The 16,850-nt window shown below is 70.8% G+C and carries 16 protein-coding genes and 2 riboswitches; of the genes, 8 read left to right on the forward strand and 8 right to left on the reverse strand.

Annotation, left to right across the window (positions count from 1 at the left end; all coding sequences use genetic code 11):
• Positions 1–121 precede the first annotated feature (121 nt).
• The 8 genes from ABZ664_RS08190 to ABZ664_RS08225 form a co-directional block, all read right to left on the reverse strand.
• Complete coding sequence (locus ABZ664_RS08190; protein ID WP_362504833.1) at positions 122–2,242, reverse strand: hypothetical protein; 2,121 nt, start codon at positions 2,240–2,242, stop codon at positions 122–124.
• A 71-nt stretch (positions 2,243–2,313) separates the two neighbouring features.
• Positions 2,314–3,690: an L-serine ammonia-lyase gene (locus tag ABZ664_RS08195; RefSeq protein WP_362504836.1), complete on the reverse strand. Its 1,377-nt coding sequence runs from the start codon at positions 3,688–3,690 to the stop codon at positions 2,314–2,316.
• 72 nt (positions 3,691–3,762) lie between these two features.
• Positions 3,763–4,152 carry a glycine cleavage system protein GcvH gene (gene gcvH, locus ABZ664_RS08200; protein WP_362504838.1) on the reverse strand — a complete coding sequence of 130 codons (390 nt, stop codon included), beginning with the start codon at positions 4,150–4,152 and terminating at the stop codon, positions 3,763–3,765.
• The gene (gcvT, locus tag ABZ664_RS08205) at positions 4,149–5,240 is read right to left on the reverse strand and encodes a glycine cleavage system aminomethyltransferase GcvT (RefSeq protein ID WP_362504841.1); all 1,092 of its coding nucleotides are present in this window, start codon (positions 5,238–5,240) and stop codon (positions 4,149–4,151) included. The genes gcvH and gcvT overlap by 4 nt, the downstream gene beginning before the upstream one ends.
• Positions 5,241–5,273: 33 nt before the next feature.
• Positions 5,274–5,368, reverse strand: a riboswitch (glycine riboswitch).
• Positions 5,369–5,467, reverse strand: a riboswitch (glycine riboswitch).
• A 71-nt stretch (positions 5,468–5,538) separates the two neighbouring features.
• Entirely contained in the window at positions 5,539–6,234 is a 696-nt protein-coding gene (locus ABZ664_RS08210) for a gamma-glutamyl-gamma-aminobutyrate hydrolase family protein (RefSeq protein WP_362504844.1), read from the reverse strand.
• A 156-nt stretch (positions 6,235–6,390) separates the two neighbouring features.
• Entirely contained in the window at positions 6,391–7,158 is a 768-nt protein-coding gene (locus tag ABZ664_RS08215; RefSeq protein ID WP_362505129.1) for a 3-oxoacyl-ACP reductase, read from the reverse strand.
• A gap of 14 nt (positions 7,159–7,172) precedes the next feature.
• Complete coding sequence (locus tag ABZ664_RS08220; protein ID WP_362504847.1) at positions 7,173–8,519, reverse strand: aldehyde dehydrogenase family protein; 1,347 nt, start codon at positions 8,517–8,519, stop codon at positions 7,173–7,175.
• Positions 8,520–8,521: 2 nt separating this feature from the next.
• Complete coding sequence (locus ABZ664_RS08225; RefSeq protein WP_362504850.1) at positions 8,522–9,865, reverse strand: glutamine synthetase family protein; 1,344 nt, start codon at positions 9,863–9,865, stop codon at positions 8,522–8,524.
• Positions 9,866–9,952: 87 nt separating this feature from the next.
• Between ABZ664_RS08225 and ABZ664_RS08230 the strand changes: the two genes are divergently transcribed.
• From ABZ664_RS08230 to ABZ664_RS08265, 8 genes are all read left to right on the forward strand, one after another.
• Entirely contained in the window at positions 9,953–10,675 is a 723-nt protein-coding gene (locus ABZ664_RS08230; RefSeq protein WP_362504853.1) for an FCD domain-containing protein, read from the forward strand.
• Between the two features lie 124 nt (positions 10,676–10,799).
• The gene (locus tag ABZ664_RS08235; protein WP_362504856.1) at positions 10,800–11,552 is read left to right on the forward strand and encodes a hypothetical protein; all 753 of its coding nucleotides are present in this window, start codon (positions 10,800–10,802) and stop codon (positions 11,550–11,552) included.
• A 60-nt stretch (positions 11,553–11,612) separates the two neighbouring features.
• Positions 11,613–11,957, forward strand: coding sequence for a hypothetical protein (locus ABZ664_RS08240; protein WP_362504859.1), 345 nt, complete (start codon positions 11,613–11,615; stop codon positions 11,955–11,957).
• Positions 11,954–12,640, forward strand: coding sequence for a nucleotidyl transferase AbiEii/AbiGii toxin family protein (locus ABZ664_RS08245; RefSeq protein WP_362504862.1), 687 nt, complete (start codon positions 11,954–11,956; stop codon positions 12,638–12,640). The genes ABZ664_RS08240 and ABZ664_RS08245 overlap by 4 nt, the downstream gene beginning before the upstream one ends.
• A gap of 112 nt (positions 12,641–12,752) precedes the next feature.
• Positions 12,753–12,950 carry a hypothetical protein gene (locus tag ABZ664_RS08250; protein ID WP_350949811.1) on the forward strand — a complete coding sequence of 66 codons (198 nt, stop codon included), beginning with the start codon at positions 12,753–12,755 and terminating at the stop codon, positions 12,948–12,950.
• A 442-nt stretch (positions 12,951–13,392) separates the two neighbouring features.
• A complete protein-coding gene (gene hutU / locus ABZ664_RS08255) occupies positions 13,393–15,048 on the forward strand; it encodes a urocanate hydratase (RefSeq protein WP_362504865.1) in 1,656 nt (551 codons plus the stop codon).
• A 180-nt stretch (positions 15,049–15,228) separates the two neighbouring features.
• A complete protein-coding gene (locus tag ABZ664_RS08260) occupies positions 15,229–16,053 on the forward strand; it encodes a MurR/RpiR family transcriptional regulator (RefSeq protein WP_362504868.1) in 825 nt (274 codons plus the stop codon).
• A 42-nt stretch (positions 16,054–16,095) separates the two neighbouring features.
• Positions 16,096–16,782 carry an SDR family oxidoreductase gene (locus ABZ664_RS08265; protein ID WP_362504871.1) on the forward strand — a complete coding sequence of 229 codons (687 nt, stop codon included), beginning with the start codon at positions 16,096–16,098 and terminating at the stop codon, positions 16,780–16,782.
• Positions 16,783–16,850: the final 68 nt, after the last annotated feature.

Genomic DNA, 16,850 nt, shown 5'->3' on the forward strand with positions numbered 1-16,850 from the left:
GGCGCCCGATGCCAGGCTCGTGCCCCGAGGGTTCCCCCGGTGGCTGGCCGCGCATCCGTTGCCGGGCTGGCTGGTCGCGCTGCTGCTGGTGGCGCTCGCTCTCCTGGCGCTGCGGTGGCTGCTACACGCCCTGGGATGGGGACGGTGGGGCAGACGGACCGGGACGGGGACCGCCATGCTTGGAGTCGCTCTTAAAGAAGTCGAAGGGCTCACTCGTGTCCGCGTCAGGTACGTACGGCACGAGCGGTTGCGCATCGGGGTGGGCTGCGCGCCCTCGACCGATGTCGGCAAGCTCGTGTCCCGGCTGAACAGAGACGCGGTGGGGAAGGTCAGACGGGCGCTCGGGGAGGTAGAACTCGGCGTGGTGGTTCGCCTTCACGTTCGCCGCCGCTGACCCTCCGTACTCCGGCGGGTCCGCCGCCCCTCCGTACGCCGACCGTTCGCTCGTCGCCCCGTACGCCGGTCGTTCGCCCGTCGCCCCGTAGGCCGGGCGCTCACCCGTTCCTCCGTACACCATCCGGTCCGCCGCGTTTCCGTACGCGGGTGTCTCGCCCGTCGTGCCGTACACCGGCCGGTCCGCCGCCTCGCCGTACGAGGTCCTCACGGACGTGCTCTCCTTGTGAGCCCGCCCGCCGTACGACCTGTGCGCCGTCTCGTCGAAGGGGCTCGCGTACACCGGTCGCTCGGCCGTCGCGCCGTGCGAGGGGTCCTCGTCGCCGGGGCCCTCGCCCGGAGGTTCCTCGTCCGTGCTCCCCACCGGAACCTCGGGCGCGTTCTCCTCGTGCTTCTCGTGCCTGGCGCCGAAGGCGAGTCCGGCGGCCAGGCAGAGCAGCGGGAGGGCGGGGACGACGTAGCGGTGGTCGAAGGCCGCGATGAAGGGCGGCAGGATCAGCAGTATCGTCCCCGCGGCCCAGGGCAGCAGTACCGCGCCGCCGAACCTCCGCAGCCGCATCAGCACGCCGACCAGGCCGACCAACATGATCACCGCGAGGTACGGGCCCCGCACGAAGCCGTACTCCTGGTACTCGCGCAGCAGGCCCGCGTAGGGCTCGGCCATCACCGGCGCTCCCGACGAGCCCTGGTAGGCCACGGTCAGCTGCTCGGCGGTCTTGCCCTGCGAGGCGGCACTGGAGGTGAAGGGCCGCACGGTGTCGGGGAAGACGTAGGCGCTCTGTGGGCCGGGAGCCGGGTAGACGCGCCGGGTCCAGTCGAAGATGTGGGCCGCGTCCTCCAGGCCCACCCGGAGGAAGTCGAGCGGCTGGGCCATGATCGCCTGGGTGGCGAAGGCGCCCGCGAGGGCGTCGCGCTCGGCCCAGCTGCCCTTGACCTTGTTCAGCGGCGACTCGCCGTCCCAGATGTAGACGGGCGGCGCCGCGCGCTGCCGGTACGGCTCGACGGGGCACAGGGCCGCCTCGGGGCCGGCCGGCTGGATTCTGGCGCAGTCGGCGAAGGTCATCGTCCGGGCCCAGAGGAAGGTGTTTGCCCTGGTCAGTCCGAAACTGCCGTGCTCGGCCCTGAACCAGGCCGCGTACGAGCCCAGGCCGATCGCGGCGGCCAGCGTCGCGGAGAGGACCGCCCGCCACCCGGCCCGGCGGATCACCATGCAGACCAGCGCCACGGCGATGAGCGGCAGCCCGATCGTGCGGGTGACGGTCGCCGCGGCGAGCAGAGCCCCGGCCAGCGCGGCGACCCACGCCGCGGGGCGTCGCCGCCACAGCAGCAGCGTGACCGCGAGCACCGCGAGGAACTGGAAGAGCAGGTCCGCCATGACGAGGTGTTCGAGCTGGATCTGGTAGGCGTCGAGCAGTACCGGCAGCGTGGCGAGCGTCGCGCCCCACCCCGGCAGCCCGCCCAGCCTGCGCAGCAGCAGGTAGACGCAGACGGCCACGACCAGTCCGAGCAGGTGTTGCACCGCGACCACCGCGGGGATGCTGGACAGCGGCTTGAGGATCCACAGGAACAGCGAGTAACCCGCGGGACGGGACTCCAAAGGGCGAGGGTCGAGCCCGGCGTTCAGGTAGACGAAGGAGTCGGCCCAGAACCACAGGGCGGGCCGGTAGCCGAGCATGGCGAGGACCCGCAGGCCGCCACCCGCAAGGAGGGCGGTGATGAAGAGCCAGTGCGACCTGAGGAAGCGGAGCGTCCGCAGGGAGTGGGAGAGGCGGGCTGGGCGGCGGGAGCGACGGGAGCGGCTTGCCGGGGGCGTTCCCGTTACCACCGCGACCTCCCGAATCCCGCGCATGGCCACCCAGCATAGGCGTGGGATCGGAGGAGGCTGCCCGTGATGCGAAATTTGGTAGCGATTGCCCGCTGTCAGCACTCGATGACGTTCACCGCGAGCCCGCCCCGGCTGGTCTCCTTGTACTTGTCGAGCATGTCGCGGCCGGTGTCGCGCATCGTCTTGATGGCCTTGTCCAGTGAGACGAAGTGGCGGCCGTCGCCGCGCATCGCGATCCTGGCGGCGGCGATGGCCTTGATCGAGGCGACCGCGTTGCGTTCGATGCACGGGATCTGCACCAGACCACCGATCGGGTCGCAGGTGAGCCCCAGGTTGTGCTCGATGCCGATCTCGGCGGCGTTCTCGACCTGCTCGGGGGTTCCGCCCATCACCTCGGTGAGCCCGGCGGCGGCCATCGAGCAGGCCGAGCCGACCTCACCCTGACAGCCGACCTCGGCGCCGGAGATGGAGGCGTTCTCCTTGAACAGCACGCCGATCGCCCCGGCGGTCAGCAGGAAGCGGATCACGCCCTCGTCGTCGGCGTCCTTCGTGAAGCGGTCGTAGTAGGTGAGCACGGCCGGGATGATGCCCGCGGCGCCGTTGGTGGGCGCGGTGACGATCCGGCCGCCGGCGGCGTTCTCCTCGTTGACCGCGAGGGCGAAGAGAGAGACCCAGTCCATCGTCTGCAGCGAGTCCTTCTCTCCCGGCTCGCTCCGCAGCTGCCGGTGGAGCTGGTGGGCGCGGCGGCGGACCTTCAGGCCGCCGGGCAGCACGCCCTCCTTGCCGATGCCGCGCCGCACGCACTCGCTCATGACCTGCCACAGGACGAGCAGTTGGTCGCGGACCTCGGCCTCGGTGCGGCCGAACGCCTGCTCGTTCTCCAGCATCAGCCCGGAGATGGACAGGCCGGTCTCCGCGCACTGGGCGAGCAGCTCGGCGGCCGTGGTGAAGGGGTACGGCAGGACGGTGTCGTCGGCTTTGATCCGGTCGGCGCCGGTGGCGTTCTCGTCGACGACGAAGCCGCCGCCGACCGAGTAGTAGACCTTCTCGCGGATCGTCTCGCCGGACTCGGACAGGGCGGTGAAGCGCATGCCGTTGGGGTGGCCGGGGAGCGAGATCTTGCGTTCGAAGACGAGGTCCTCGCCGATGACGAAGGGGATCTCGCGCGATCCGTACAGGGAGATGGTGCCCGACTCGCGCATGGCGGCGAGCCGGCCCTCGACCGCGTCGACGTCGACGAGCTCGGGTTTCTCGCCGGACAGGCCGAGCAGCACGGCCTTGTCGCTGCCGTGGCCCTTGCCGGTCAGGCCCAGCGAGCCGTACAGGACGGCGCTCACCCGGGCTGTCTTCTCCAGGAGCCCGTCCTGGTGGAGGCCGCGGGCGAACTTGTGGGCGGCGGCCATCGGGCCGCCGGTGTGCGAGCTGGACGGGCCGATTCCGATCTTGAAGAGATCGAAGACGCTGATCGTCATCTGAATCCTTCCAGCGTGGACGGCCACGCGCGCCCTCCGACGCGCGTGACCGTGACGCGAGCGGGGAAAGGCTTAGGACTCACCTGAGGTGAGCGCGGCGTACTCTTCGGGCGACAGCAGGTCGTCGGCGGAGCCCTCAAGACGTACGCGGAACAGCCAGCCCTCACCGTAGGAGTCGCTGTTAACAAGCGAGGGGTCGTCCACGACGGCCTGGTTGACCTCCACGATCTCGCCGTTGACCGGCGCGAAGATGTCGCTCACCGACTTGGTCGACTCGACCTCGCCGACGGCGTCACCGGAGGCGACCGTCGCGCCGACCTCGGGCACCTGCACGTAGACCACGTCACCCAGCGCCTCGGCGGCGTAGGCGGTGATGCCCACGGTGAGGGTGAGGCCGTCATCGATGCCGGAGATCCACTCGTGTTCCTTGGTGTAGTGCAGGTCCTCGGGAATGCTGCTCATTTTTTCCTCCTGTAGAAAGGCAGTGCGACGATCTCGACCGGCTCGTGGCTGCCCCTGATGTCGACGGCCAGTCCTGACGACTGGTCGTTGTCCACGTAGGCCATCGCGATGGGCCTGCCCAGTGACTGGGAGGGCGCCCCGCTGGTGACCTCACCGACGACCGCGCCGTCACCGGCGACCACCACCGGATACCCGTGCCGGGGCACCCTGCGGCCGGTCGCGACGAGGCCCACCAGGCGGCGGGACGGCGGGACGTCCTTGAGGGATTCGAGGGCGGCCCGGCCGACGAAGTCGCCCGGTTTGTCAAACCTCACCACACGGCCCAGCCCGGCGTCGAACGGGGTCAGGCCGGCCGACAGCTCGTTGCCGTACAGCGGCATCCCGGCTTCCAGCCGGAGGGTGTCGCGGGCGGACAGGCCCGCGGGGATCAGGCCGTGCGGCGCGCCCGCCTCGGTGAGGGCGGCCCAGAGCGGCTCGGCGTCCTCGGCCGCGACGAACAACTCGAAGCCGTCCTCGCCGGTGTATCCCGTACGGGCGACGAGGGCCTCGCGGCCCGCGACGACGGCGGGCAGGCCGGCGTAGTACCTGAGCCCTTCGAGGTCGGCGTCGGTGAGCGAGCCCAGGATCTCCACGGAGCGCGGCCCCTGGACCGCGACCAGTGCGTACCGGTCGGAGCGGTCCTCCACCGCGGCGTCGAAGCCCTTGGCGCGGCCGGTCAGCTCGGCGGCCACCCGGGGGTAGTTGGAGGCGTTGGCGACGACCATGAACTCGGCGGGGGCGAGCCGGTAGACGATCAGGTCGTCCAGCACGCCTCCCCCGGCGTCAACGATCATCGTGTAGCGGGCGCGGCCGGGTTCCAGCGCGGAGAGGTGGCCGATCAGCGCGTAGTCGAGGGCTTCGGCGGCCTGCGGGCCCGTCACGAAGATCTCACCCATGTGGGAGAGGTCGAACAGGCCGGCCGCCTTGCGGACCGCGTTGTGCTCGGCCGACTCGCTGCCGTAGCGGAGCGGCATCAGCCAGCCCGCGAAGTCGGTCAGCGTCGCGCCGAGGGACTCGTGGACGCCGCGCAGCGGCGTAGGTCGGGACATGTGCGCACCTCAGACAAGGGACAGATGAGAGCATCCTCCCCCTCTGTCGTGGGTGCCTGAGAGTTTCATCCGAGTTTTACCGGACTTTCACCTTCGGCGAGGTCGTGGGACCTGCTTTCCAGAGGGCACCTACCCGCACGGTCCTTTGCCTTGAGAGGTTCGCGGGGAGGGCTTGCTCCTTCAGGGGTCCTGGGCTGGCTGTCAGGACGCTCTCCCGCACGGGTTCACCGGTGTCGCCGCCAGCCTAACCGCCCGCACCGGCCGAGCGAAATCCCCTCACGGCCCCGATCCGTGCCGGTCAGGGGGCGGCGTGCCGTACCAGCGCCTCGAACAGAGCCGACTCGTCGTCGGTCTCGGGGTGCCACTGGACGGCGACGGCGAAGGGGTGGTCGTCCACTTCCACGGCCTCGACCGTGCCGTCCTCGGCGTGGGCGGTCACGGTGAGGCCCTCGGCGAGCCGGTCGAGGGCCTGGTGGTGGTAGTGGGCCACCTCCACGGTCCCGGTCCCGAAGATCTTCGAGGTGTGGCTGCCGGGGGCGAGCCGCACCGGCATCCTGCCGTACCGGCCGGGGGCCGGGGCGTGCCCGGCGTGGCCGACCACGTCGGGCAGGTGCTGGTGGAGGCTGCCGCCCAGCGAGACGTTCAGGATCTGCATGCCCCTGCAGATCCCCAACAACGGCGTGCCCCGCTCCAGAGCCGCCTCGACCAGTCCCAGCTCGGCGTCGTCGCGGAACGGCCTGACGTAGCCGGTCCGCTCGTGCGGCTCCCGCCCGTACCGCTCGGGGCCGACGTCACCGCCACCGGCGAGGATCAGCCCGTCCAGGCGTTCCACCAGCGCCGAGGGGTCGCCGGCGGGGGGCAGGATCACCGGCTGCCCGCCCGCGCGGGCCACGTGGTCGACGTAGTCGTACGGCAGAAGCGCGGTGGTCGTCTCCCAGACGGTGAAGCGCGCGGGCTCGACATAGCAGGTGATGCCGATGACGGGACGGGACATGATCTCCTGTCTTGCTCTTGCCGGAACTCCTGGCTGCCCCCGAAGCCGGGCGGGGGAGCCGCGTCCCCTCCTCGCACGGTATCGACCACGGCGGGCCGACCCGGGAAAGGGCCGGGGACATGCCGGGACGACCCACGGGGGAGAGGGACACGAGGTCTACAGCGGGGTGACGTACGCGCCGGAGATGCCGCCGTCCACCAGGAACTCGGAGCCGGTGATGAAGCTCGCGTCGTCCGAGGCGAGGAACGCCACCGCGGCGGCGATCTCGGACGCCTCGGCGAAGCGGCCCACCGGGATGTGGACGAGGCGGCGCTGCGCCCGCTCGGGGTCCTTGGCGAACAGCTCCTGCAGCAGCGGCGTGTTCACCGGCCCCGGGCACAGCGCGTTCACCCGGATCCCCTCGCGGGCGAACTGCACGCCCAGCTCGCGGGACATGGCGAGCACCCCGCCCTTGGAGGCGGTGTAGGAGATCTGGCTCGTCGCCGACCCCATCACGGCGACGAACGACGCGGTGTTGATGATCGACCCCTTGCCCTGCCGCCGCATGTACGGGATGGCGTGCTTGCAGCACAGGTAGACCGAGGTGAGGTTCACCTCCTGGACCCGGCGCCAGGCGTCGATGCCGGTCTCCAGGATCGAGTCGTCCTCGGGCGGCGAGATGCCCGCGTTGTTGAACGCGATGTCCACGCTGCCGTAGGTGTCGAACGCGGTCTGGAACACGCGGGCGACGTCGTCCTCGTCGGTCACGTCGGCCCGCACGAACAGTCCCCCGACCTCCTCGGCGGCCGCCGAGCCGGTCGTCTCGTCCAGGTCCACGCACACGACGCGGGCGCCTTCGGCGGCGAACCGGCGCGCGGTGGCGAGGCCGATCCCGCTTCCGGCGCCGGTGATGACGGCGACCCTGTCCTGCAAACGGTCCTGCAAACGCAGCATCGCTTCTACTCCTCGGAAATGAAGACGTTCTTGGTCTCGGTGAACGCTGACAGGGCGTCGGGGCCCAGTTCGCGGCCGAGGCCCGACTGCTTGAAACCGCCGAACGGGGTCCAGTAGCGGACGCTCGAATGCGAGTTGACGCTGAGGTTGCCCGCCTCCACCGCCCTGGCCACCCGAAGCGCCCGGCCGACGTCGCGGGTCCAGATGGACCCGCTCAGGCCGTACGGGGTGTCGTTGGCGATCCGTACGGCGTCCGCCTCGTCGTCGAACGGCACCACCGACACCACGGGGCCGAAGATCTCCTCGGTGAACGCCCGGTCGTCGGCCGACCGGGGCGTCAGGACCGTCGGCGGGAACCAGAACCCCGGCCCCGACGGGCACGCGCCCCGCAGGTGGGGCGGCTCGGTGACGAAGGAGGCCACCCGCTCCCTGTGTTCGGCGCTGATCAGCGGGCCCATCTCGGTGGCCTCGTCGCGGGGGTCGCCGACTTGGACGTTCAGCACCGCCTCGCCGAACCGCGCGAGGAACTCGTCGTGGACCGAGCGCTCGACCAGGATCCGGGAGCGCGCACAGCAGTCCTGGCCCGCGTTGTCGAACACCGCGTACGGCGCGGTCGCCGCGGCCTTCTCCAGGTCGGCGTCGGCGAAGACCACGTTGGCGCTCTTGCCGCCCAGCTCCAGGGTGAGCCGCTTGACCTGTCCGGCGCAGGTCGCGGCGATCTGCTTGCCGACCTCGGTCGAGCCGGTGAACACGATCTTCGCCACCCCCGGGTGCTCGACCAACCGGGCACCCGCGACCTCCCCGGCCCCCGGCAGGACCTGCAACACCCCCTCGGGCAGACCGGCGGCCAGCGCCAGCTCGGCCACCCGCAGGGCGGTGAGCGGCGTCCACTCGGCGGGCTTGACGATCACGGTGTTGCCCGCGGCCAGCGCGGGGGCCGCCCCCCAGGTCATGATGACCATCGGGAAGTTCCACGGCACGATCACGCCGACGACGCCGAGTGGCTCCCTGAAGGTGACATCGAGCCCGCCGGGCACCGGGATCTGCAGGCCGTGGTCACGCTCCGGCGCCCCCGCGTAGAAGTCGAGCACGTCGGCGACGTTGCCCGCCTCCCAGCGGGCGTTGCCGATCGTGTGCCCGGCGTTGGCGACCTCCAGCAGGGCGAGTTCCTCGGCGTGCTCGCGCACCAGCGAGGCGAAACGGCGCAGCAGCCGGGCACGGTCCCCCGGTGCGACGTTCCGCCAGTGCGCGAAGGCGCGCCTGGCACGCTCCACGGCCCTGTCGATCTCGGCGGCGTCGGCCATCTCGATCTCGGCGACGGCCTCTTCCGTCGCCGGATTTATGATCTTCACATTCACATCCGTTCGAATCCCCGGAAAAGCTCCCAGTCGGTCACCGCCGCGTCGAAGGCGGCGAGCTCGACCCGGGCGTTGTTCGCGTAGTGCGCCACGACGTCCTCACCGAAGGCGGCCGCCGCGAACTCGGAGGTCTCCCAGAGCTCCAGCGCGTCGCGCAGCGTGCTCGGCACGGTCTCCGCGCCCGAGGAGTAGGCGTTCCCCGTGAAGGCGTCCTCAAGCGGCAGCTCGTTCTCGATGCCGTGCAGGCCGGCCGCGATCAGCGCCGAGACCGCCAGATAGGGGTTCACGTCGCCGCCGGGCACCCGGTTCTCGATCCGCAGCGAGGGGCCGTGGCCGACCAGGCGCAGCGCGCACGTCCTGTTGTCCACGCCCCACTTGACCGCGGTGGGGGCGAAGCTGCCCTGCACGTACCGCTTGTAGGAGTTGATGTTCGGCGCGTACAGCAGGGTGAGCTCGCGCATCAGCGCGATCTGCCCGGCGATGAAGTGTCCTCCCGCCGCCGACAGCCCGTGCGGCCCGGAACCGGCCATCACCGGCTCCCCGCCGGTGTCCCTGAGCGAGATGTGGATGTGGCAGGAGTTGCCCTCGCGCTGGTTCGGCTTGGCCATGAAGGTGATCGCCATACCCTCCTGGGAGGCGATCTCCTTGGCGCCGTTCTTGTAGATCGAGTGGTTGTCACAGCTGGACAGGGCCTCGGCGAAGCGGAAGGCGATCTCGTGCTGGCCGAGGTTGCACTCGCCCTTGGCCGACTCGACGTACATGCCCGCGCCCTCCATGCCGAGCCTGATCCTGCGCAGCAGCGGCTCGACCCTGGCGGTGCCGAGGAGGGAGTAGTCGACGTTGTAGAGGTTGGCGGGGGTCAGGTCGCGGTAGCCGCGGCGCCAGGCGTCCTCGTAGGTGTCGTCGAAGACGACGAACTCCAGTTCGGTGCCGACGAAGGCGCCCCAGCCCCGCTCTTCCAGCCTGGCAAGTTGTCTGCGCAGGATCTGGCGCGGTGAGGCGGTCACGTCGGAGCCGTCCTCCCATACCAGGTCGGCCATCACCAGGGCCGTCCCCTCCTGCCACGGCACGCGGCGCAGGGTGGACATATCGGGCTTCATGACAAAGTCGCCGTATCCGCGCTCCCACGACGACATGGCGTAGCCGTCGACCGTGTTCATGTCGACGTCGACCGCGAGCAGGTAGTTGCAGCCCTCGGAGGCGTGCCGCAGCACCTCCTCCAGGAAGTAGCGCCCCGACAGGCGTTTGCCCTGGAGGCGCCCCTGCATGTCGACGACCGCAAGCAGTACGGTGTCGATCCGCCCCGCCCGCACCTCGTCTTGAAGCTCGGTGACGTCCACACGCCCTCCTCGTCGGGGTCTTATTGGGCTAGTGTTAGACCATTGACGTGCAGCGGGGGGAGCGTTGTCAAGGGCCGGAGGAGATAATTGGACGAGCTGTCGCGGTTGACGGCCGTGCTGCGGCCGGTGCGGGTCGGCAACGCGTTCGAGGAGACGGTGGAGCGCCTGCTCCAGGTCATCAAGCTGGGGCTGGTGTCGGAGAAACTGCCGCCCGAGCGGGAGCTCGCCGCCCAGCTCGGCATCAGCAGGGTCACCCTGCGCGAGGCCATCCGCGAGCTGCAGGAGGCGGGCTATCTGGAGGTGCGCCGCGGCCGGTACGGTGGCGCCTTCCTCACCCACAACACCCCGCCGCACCCGCACCGGGACGACCTGCGCCGGGCCGTGGCCGACATGGGCACCGACGACCTGTCCGACGCCCTCACCTTCAGGATGGCGGTCGAGTGCGGCGCGGCCCAGGTGCTCGCCACCACCCCCCTCACCCCGGAGCGGCGCGAGACCCTGCGCGAGAGGCTGCGCGAGGTGAACTCGGCGGGCCCCGAGGACTACCGCCGCCTCGACACGGCCTTCCATCTCGCCATCGCCGAGCTCACCGGCTCCGCCCTGCTCGCCGGGGCCTGCGCCGACGCCAGGCTCCGGGTCACCGACCTGCTCAACGCGATCCCGGTGCTCCAGCGCAACATCGAGCACGCCGCCCTCCAGCACCAGGCGATCGTGACTGCCATCCTGGCCGGGGACCCCGAAGCCGCGCGCCGCGCCGTGGCCGAGCACCTTGAGGGGACCGCGGCGCTGCTGCGGGGTTTCCTCGCCTGACGCGCCTGACGCGCCTGACGCGGGTGCCCGGGGAAGTCCCGTGCCGTCGTGACGCCCGCGCGGGACCGGAGGCTTTCCTCGCATAGCCTGGGAGACGGTGGGGGATTTGTTCCGAGAGAGGATCATGGACACAGGGCGGCTGCCGCTGTTCTGTTTCTTCGTCGCGCTGATCGCCGTCTTCCTGCTCACCAGGATCAACGTCCGGCTCATCCGTGCCAGGATCGGCTGGTTCGGCAACGTCAACATCGGTGAGATGCACATCCACCACGTGGTGTTCGGCGTGGTGCTCACCCTGCTCGGCGGGGTGTCCGGCCTCATCGTCTCGGGGGTCTCGGAAGGCTGGTACGCGGTGACGGCGGCCGTCTTCGGCGCCGGGGCCGCCCTGATCCTGGACGAGTTCGCGCTCATCCTGCACCTGCACGACGTCTACTGGGAGGAGGAGGGCCGGGCCTCGGTCGACGCCGTGTTCGTCGCCGTCGCGGTCACGGCCCTGCTCCTGATCGGCCTGCGTCCCCTCGGCTGGGAGGACTACGCCGGCGAATCCCAGGGCATGTGGCTCACGGTCGCCTTCATCGTGACCAACCTCGTGCTCGCCGTGATCACGTTGCTCAAGGGCAAGATCTGGACGGGGCTCGCCGGGCTGTTCGTCCCGATCCTTCTGGTGGCCGGCGCGATACGGCTCGCCCGCCCGGGGTCGCCCTGGGCCCACTGGTTCTTCGCGCCCGGCTCCCGGCGTCCACAACCCCGCAAGATGGCGAGGGCGGAGGGGCGCGAGGAGCGCTGGCGCCGCCCGGTGATCCGCGGAAAGATCGCCTTCCAGGAGTTCCTCTCCGGTCGCCACGACCTCCCCTCCACCCGCCTTCGTTCCCGCCACTGAGCCCGTCCTGGGTCCGCGCGCCCCGTGGACCCCGGGCGAGCGGCGGGCATACTGGGGGGCGTGAGTACGCTTCCTTCCCGGTGGGACGGCGTGGATCGGCGCGTCCCCGAATCGCTGGCCGACCTGCGAGGCCCGGCGACGGGGACGGTCGCCCTGCCCGTCCACCTCGGCTGGTCCGGGCTCACCGAGTTCGATCTGGTGAACCCGCTGCTACGGATGAGCCTCTACCGCACGGTCATCACCGGCGGTGGCCGCTCCGACGCCGAGTCCTATCTGAACGCCGAGCATCTCGTCGCCGACTGGCCGACCCTGCGCCGGGGCATCGGGCCGAGTTACCGGAGAGCCTGGGAAACCAAGATCACCGCCCTGGGGCCGGGCGCCGCGGCGCCGGGGTGGGAACGGTGATCCTGCCTCCGTTCCAGCAGCGGATGCTGGAGGCCGCCTTACCCGCCTGCGGCAGGTTCGGGCTGGTCCTGGCGGGCGGTTACGCGATGAACGCCCACGGCTTCACCGAGCGCCCGAGTGACGACCTCGACTTCGCCACCGCCGCCGAGACGCCGCTGCCCGAGGTCGCGGAGGGGATGGCCGAGGCGTTCAGGCAGGCCGGGCTGGAGGTCACCATGACGGAGGTGACGCCCCGGATGGGCCGCCTGGTGGTGAGCGACCCGGTGACCGAGCAGAGCTGCGAGTTCGACCTGCTCAGGGAGGCGTTCCAGCAGCAGCCCGTGATCGTCGGCGACATCTCCGTCGTCTCCCTGGACGACGCGGTCGGCCTGAAGATGCGGGCGCTGCACGAGCGCAGCCTCGCCCGCGACGTCATCGACATCGCCTCGGTCTCCCACCTGTACGGCTTCCGCGAGCTAGAACACCTCGCCCGCCTGCACAACGAGGAGTTCGAGCTCGCGGAGCTGGTGATGAGGCTGGAGTTCGTCGACCTGATCGCGGACGAGGACTTCGAGGCCTACGGCGTGGACGACGAGCGGATCACGGAGATCCGCGGGTTCGCCCGCGCCTGGGTGGAGGACATCGGTCTCCGCCGCGCCGAGGAGGGTGACGTCGACTACGACGACGTTCCCGACCCCGACTGAGAAGACCTGAACCGGTGAGGCCGGGGACCCAGGGGAGGCGGGGGGCTCCTGTGACGCATACTCGGCCCCTCGCGGGGCAGTTGAGGGTCCTCTCTGCCGAAGGGTGCTGATCATGGGTCTTATGGAGAAGCTCAACCTGCGTGAAATGAAGGCCAAGGCCAAGCTGAAGCTGGCCGGTCGGGTGGGTGATCGCCGCAAGGTGGCCGAGGCGAGGACGGAGGAGGCCGAGGCGAGGCTTCTGAAGACCAAGGACGAGATCCTGGACACCGTCGCGGAGATGCGCAGGGAGTACGGCGTCCGCCGCCGCTGACTCCCGCACCACCTCGGGCGCCCTGCCGCCGAAACCCTTCCGTGATCGGTTTCCCGGTGGTCGCCCACCGCCTCTCCGCTGCGGCGGAGGCCGCCTTTCCCACCCGGTCCTGTGGGGACCGGCTCGGTTGCGTAAATTCATATCGTCCATAAAGGAATAATTCGGACATCGAGGCGAGGGGCTGATTCGCCGTCGGGTGAACCGGGCATCCCCGCCTGTGCGGAGCCTCTCCTTCGCATCGGAGCGCCCATCGGGCGCGCGCCGCATTCGATCACCCGGTCCCGTCCGTGCGGGACGAGGAGCCGGGACGTGGCGATCGTTACGGCTACACCAGGGGTGTCGCGGGCGTGCTGCCCGCGGCACCCCCTTTGCCGGGTTGACCTGTGGCCTCCGGGTGACCAAGTATGAATACGTTCATTCATTCTTGAGGGGGAGGTCGGGCATGTCCGGCAGCCGGATCGTGCGCGCGCCGCGCGGCACCACGCTCACCGCCAAGGGGTGGCCGCAGGAGGCGGCGCTCCGCATGATCCAGAACAATCTCGATCCCGAGGTCGCCGAGCATCCTGAGCAGCTCGTCGTCTACGGCGGCTCGGGCAAGGCCGCCCGCGACTGGCGCTCCTTCGACGCGATCACCCGTACCCTGACCACCCTGGAGGGCGACGAGACGCTGCTGGTGCAGTCGGGCCGCCCCGTCGGGGTGTTCCGCACCCACGAGTGGGCGCCCCGGGTGCTCATCGCCAACTCCAACCTGGTGCCCGACTGGGCCAACTGGGAGGAGTTCCGGCGTCTGGAGGCCGCCGGGCTCACCATGTACGGGCAGATGACGGCCGGCTCCTGGATCTACATCGGCACCCAGGGCATCCTGCAGGGCACCTACGAGACCTTCGGGGCCGTGGCCGCCAAGCGGTTCGGCGGGAGCCTCGCCGGGACGATCACGCTGACCGCCGGGCTCGGCGGCATGGGCGGCGCCCAGCCGCTCGCCGTGACGATGAACGGCGGCGTGGTGATCTGCGTCGACTGCGACCCCAGGTCGATCGACCGGCGTATCGAGCACCGCTACCTGGACGTCCGCGCCGCCGACCTCGACGAGGCGCTGCGCCTGGCGTACGAGGCCCGCGACCGGCGCGAGCCGCTGAGCATCGGGGTCGAGGGCAACGCGGCCGAGGTCGTGCCGGAACTGCTGCGCAGGGGCGCCGAGATCGACGTCGTCACCGACCAGACGTCCGCCCACGACCCGCTGATGTACCTGCCGGTCGGCGTGGCCTTCGAGGACATGGCCGACGAGCGTGAGAAGGACCCGGCGGGCTTCACCCGCAGGGCCCGCGAGTCCATGGCCGCCCACGTGGAGGCGATGGTCGGTTTCCAGGACGCCGGGACCGAGGTCTTCGACTACGGCAACTCGATCCGGGGCGAGGCGCTCCTCGCGGGCTACACCCGCGCGTTCGACTTCCCCGGCTTCGTGCCCGCCTACATCCGGCCGCTGTTCTGCGAGGGCAAGGGCCCGTTCCGCTGGGCCGCGCTGTCCGGCGCCGCCTCCGACATCGCCAAGACCGACCGCGCGATCCTGGAGTTGTTCCCCGACAACGAGCCGCTCGCCAGGTGGATCCGGATGGCCGGGGAGAAGGTCCACTTCCAGGGGCTGCCCGCCCGCATCTGCTGGCTCGGGTACGGCGAGCGCCACCTGGCGGGGGAGCGGTTCAACGACATGGTCGCCTCGGGGGAGATCGAGGCCCCGCTGGTGATCGGCCGCGACCACCTCGACTGCGGCAGCGTCGCGAGCCCGTACCGGGAGACCGAGGGCATGGCGGACGGCTCCGACGCGATCGCCGACTGGCCGCTGCTGAACGCGATGCTCAACGTCGCCTCCGGCGCCGCGTGGGTCTCCATCCACCACGGCGGCGGTGTCGGCATCGGCCGTTCCATCCACTCCGGGCAGGTCACCGTGGCCGACGGCACCAGGCTGGGGGCCGAGAAGCTCAACCGGGTCCTCACCAACGACCCGGGCACGGGCGTCATCCGCCACGTCGACGCCGGGTACGACGAGGCCGCCACCGTGGCCGAGGAGCGGGGCGTCCGCGTCCCGATGCGCGAGTCCTGACCGGGCACGCCGCGACCGGGTCCCCGCGGGAACGTACGGGTGCCGATTCGCGTGCCGTGTCCCGATCGCGGTGCGCGAATTCCCCCGGTGCCGCTCGTTTTCGTCTCTGCGGGTGTATGAACGACAGCGGGGCGGGACGGGAGGGGAATGCTCGTGGGGGTTCGAGCGGTTGGAGGGGGCGTGGGTGACGGACTCGACCGGCTTCTGGAGGGGCGGAGACTGTCGCCCGTTCAGCGGCGGATCGCGCGTTACCTGGGCGACCACCTGTCCGAGGCGGTCTTCCTGTCCAGCGTGGAGCTCGCCGACCGGGCCGGGGTGAGCCAGCCGTCGGTGACGAGGTTCGCGATGGTGCTCGGCTTCGGGGGATATCCCGAGCTGCGGCAGGCGCTGCGGCCCCTGGTGGTGGGCGGCAGGAGGCCGTCGCGGGCCAACGACCTGCAGACCGCGATCGACGTGGAGATCGACAACCTGCGGAGCGTGCGCGACGCGCTGAGCGACCCCTCCGACCTCTCGGAGCTGGGCGCCAACCTGGCGGGATGCGAGCCCCTGCCGGTGCTCGGCCTGCGGGTGTCGAGCGGGCTCGCCACCACGTTCGCCTATTTCGCGCGGCGGATCCACCCCGATGTCCGCCTGCTCACCCACGGCGGTTCCGAGCTGGCCGACGGCCTGTACGCCGCGCGCAGGGCGGGAGCGGCCTGGCTCGTCGCCGTCGTCCTGCCCCGTTACCCGGCCGAGGCCGTGCAGGCCCTGCGGGATGCCCGCGACCTCGGCCTGCGTACGGCGGTGATCACCGACCGGCGGGACGTGCCCTTCGCGGCGGATGTGGTCCTGGCCGCCCCCGTCGGCGAGCGGCTCGTCTTCGACTCGCACGCCGGCCCCCTCGCCCTGGCCATGGTGCTGGTGGAGGCGATGGCCGACGCGGCGCCGCTGCGCACCCAGGCCAGGCTTGAGGAGTACGAGCGGATGACCGACCAGGCCGGGGTCTTCACCGAGCAACTCGACTGACGGCTCGTGGTGATCGTTTTTGCCATGGGTAAGGTGACTGCCATGTCAGAACGACCTACCGCGCTGATCACCGGCGCCTCCAGAGGGATCGGTGCCGCGATCGCCCGTGCCCTGGCCCCCACACACGACCTGCTGCTCGGCGGCCGAGACGCCGAGGCGCTGTCCGGAATGGTCTCCGAGCTACCTGGCGCGCGGCCCTGGCCGGTGGAGCTCACCGCGGTCACCGAGGCCGACGTCGCCGACATCGACCGGCTCGACGTGCTGGTGCACAGCGCGGGCGTGGTGAACCTGGGACGTGTCGAGGAGACCCCCGCCGAGGTGTGGCGGCGCACGATGGAGATCAACGTGGTCGCGGTGGCCGAGCTCACCCGGCTGCTGCTGCCCGCCCTGCGCGCGGCGCACGGCCACGTGATGCTGATCAACTCCGGTTCCGGGCTGCGGGCGAACCCGAGCTGGGTCTCCTACGCGGCGAGCAAGTACGCGCTGCGCGCCTTCGCCGACGGGCTCCGCCTGGAGGAGCCCGAGCTCCAGGTCACCACGATCTACCCGGGGCGGGTCGCGACCGACATGCAGCGTGAGGTACGGGCACAGGAGGGCGGCCCCTACCGGCAGGAGGATCACCTCGACGCGGACTCGGTGGCCCGGGTGGTGCTGACCGCTCTCACCGCGTCCCCGGACGCCAACATCACCGAGATCACCATCCGTCCTTCCGGCAAGCCCTCGAACTGAGCGCGGTACGGGACCGGGACGTTCCCGGCCGAAGGCGCCTCAGGTTGGGAGTGCGCCGGGCCGAGGGC

This window comes from Streptosporangium sp. NPDC006930 (assembly GCF_040635605.1).
In the GTDB taxonomy this organism is placed as follows: Bacteria; Actinomycetota; Actinomycetes; order Streptosporangiales; family Streptosporangiaceae; genus Streptosporangium.

Coding starts and splice junctions, on each gene's coding strand:
- ABZ664_RS08235 (WP_362504856.1), top strand. CDS start 10,800: ATGGACACAGGGCGGCTGCCGCTGTTCTGTTTCTTCGTCGCGCTGATC.
- ABZ664_RS08190 (WP_362504833.1), bottom strand. CDS start 2,242: ATGCGCGGGATTCGGGAGGTCGCGGTGGTAACGGGAACGCCCCCGGCA.
- hutU (WP_362504865.1), top strand. CDS start 13,393: ATGTCCGGCAGCCGGATCGTGCGCGCGCCGCGCGGCACCACGCTCACC.
- gcvT (WP_362504841.1), bottom strand. CDS start 5,240: ATGTCCCGACCTACGCCGCTGCGCGGCGTCCACGAGTCCCTCGGCGCG.
- ABZ664_RS08250 (WP_350949811.1), top strand. CDS start 12,753: ATGGGTCTTATGGAGAAGCTCAACCTGCGTGAAATGAAGGCCAAGGCC.
- ABZ664_RS08210 (WP_362504844.1), bottom strand. CDS start 6,234: ATGTCCCGTCCCGTCATCGGCATCACCTGCTATGTCGAGCCCGCGCGC.
- gcvH (WP_362504838.1), bottom strand. CDS start 4,152: ATGAGCAGCATTCCCGAGGACCTGCACTACACCAAGGAACACGAGTGG.
- ABZ664_RS08265 (WP_362504871.1), top strand. CDS start 16,096: ATGTCAGAACGACCTACCGCGCTGATCACCGGCGCCTCCAGAGGGATC.
- ABZ664_RS08195 (WP_362504836.1), bottom strand. CDS start 3,690: ATGACGATCAGCGTCTTCGATCTCTTCAAGATCGGAATCGGCCCGTCC.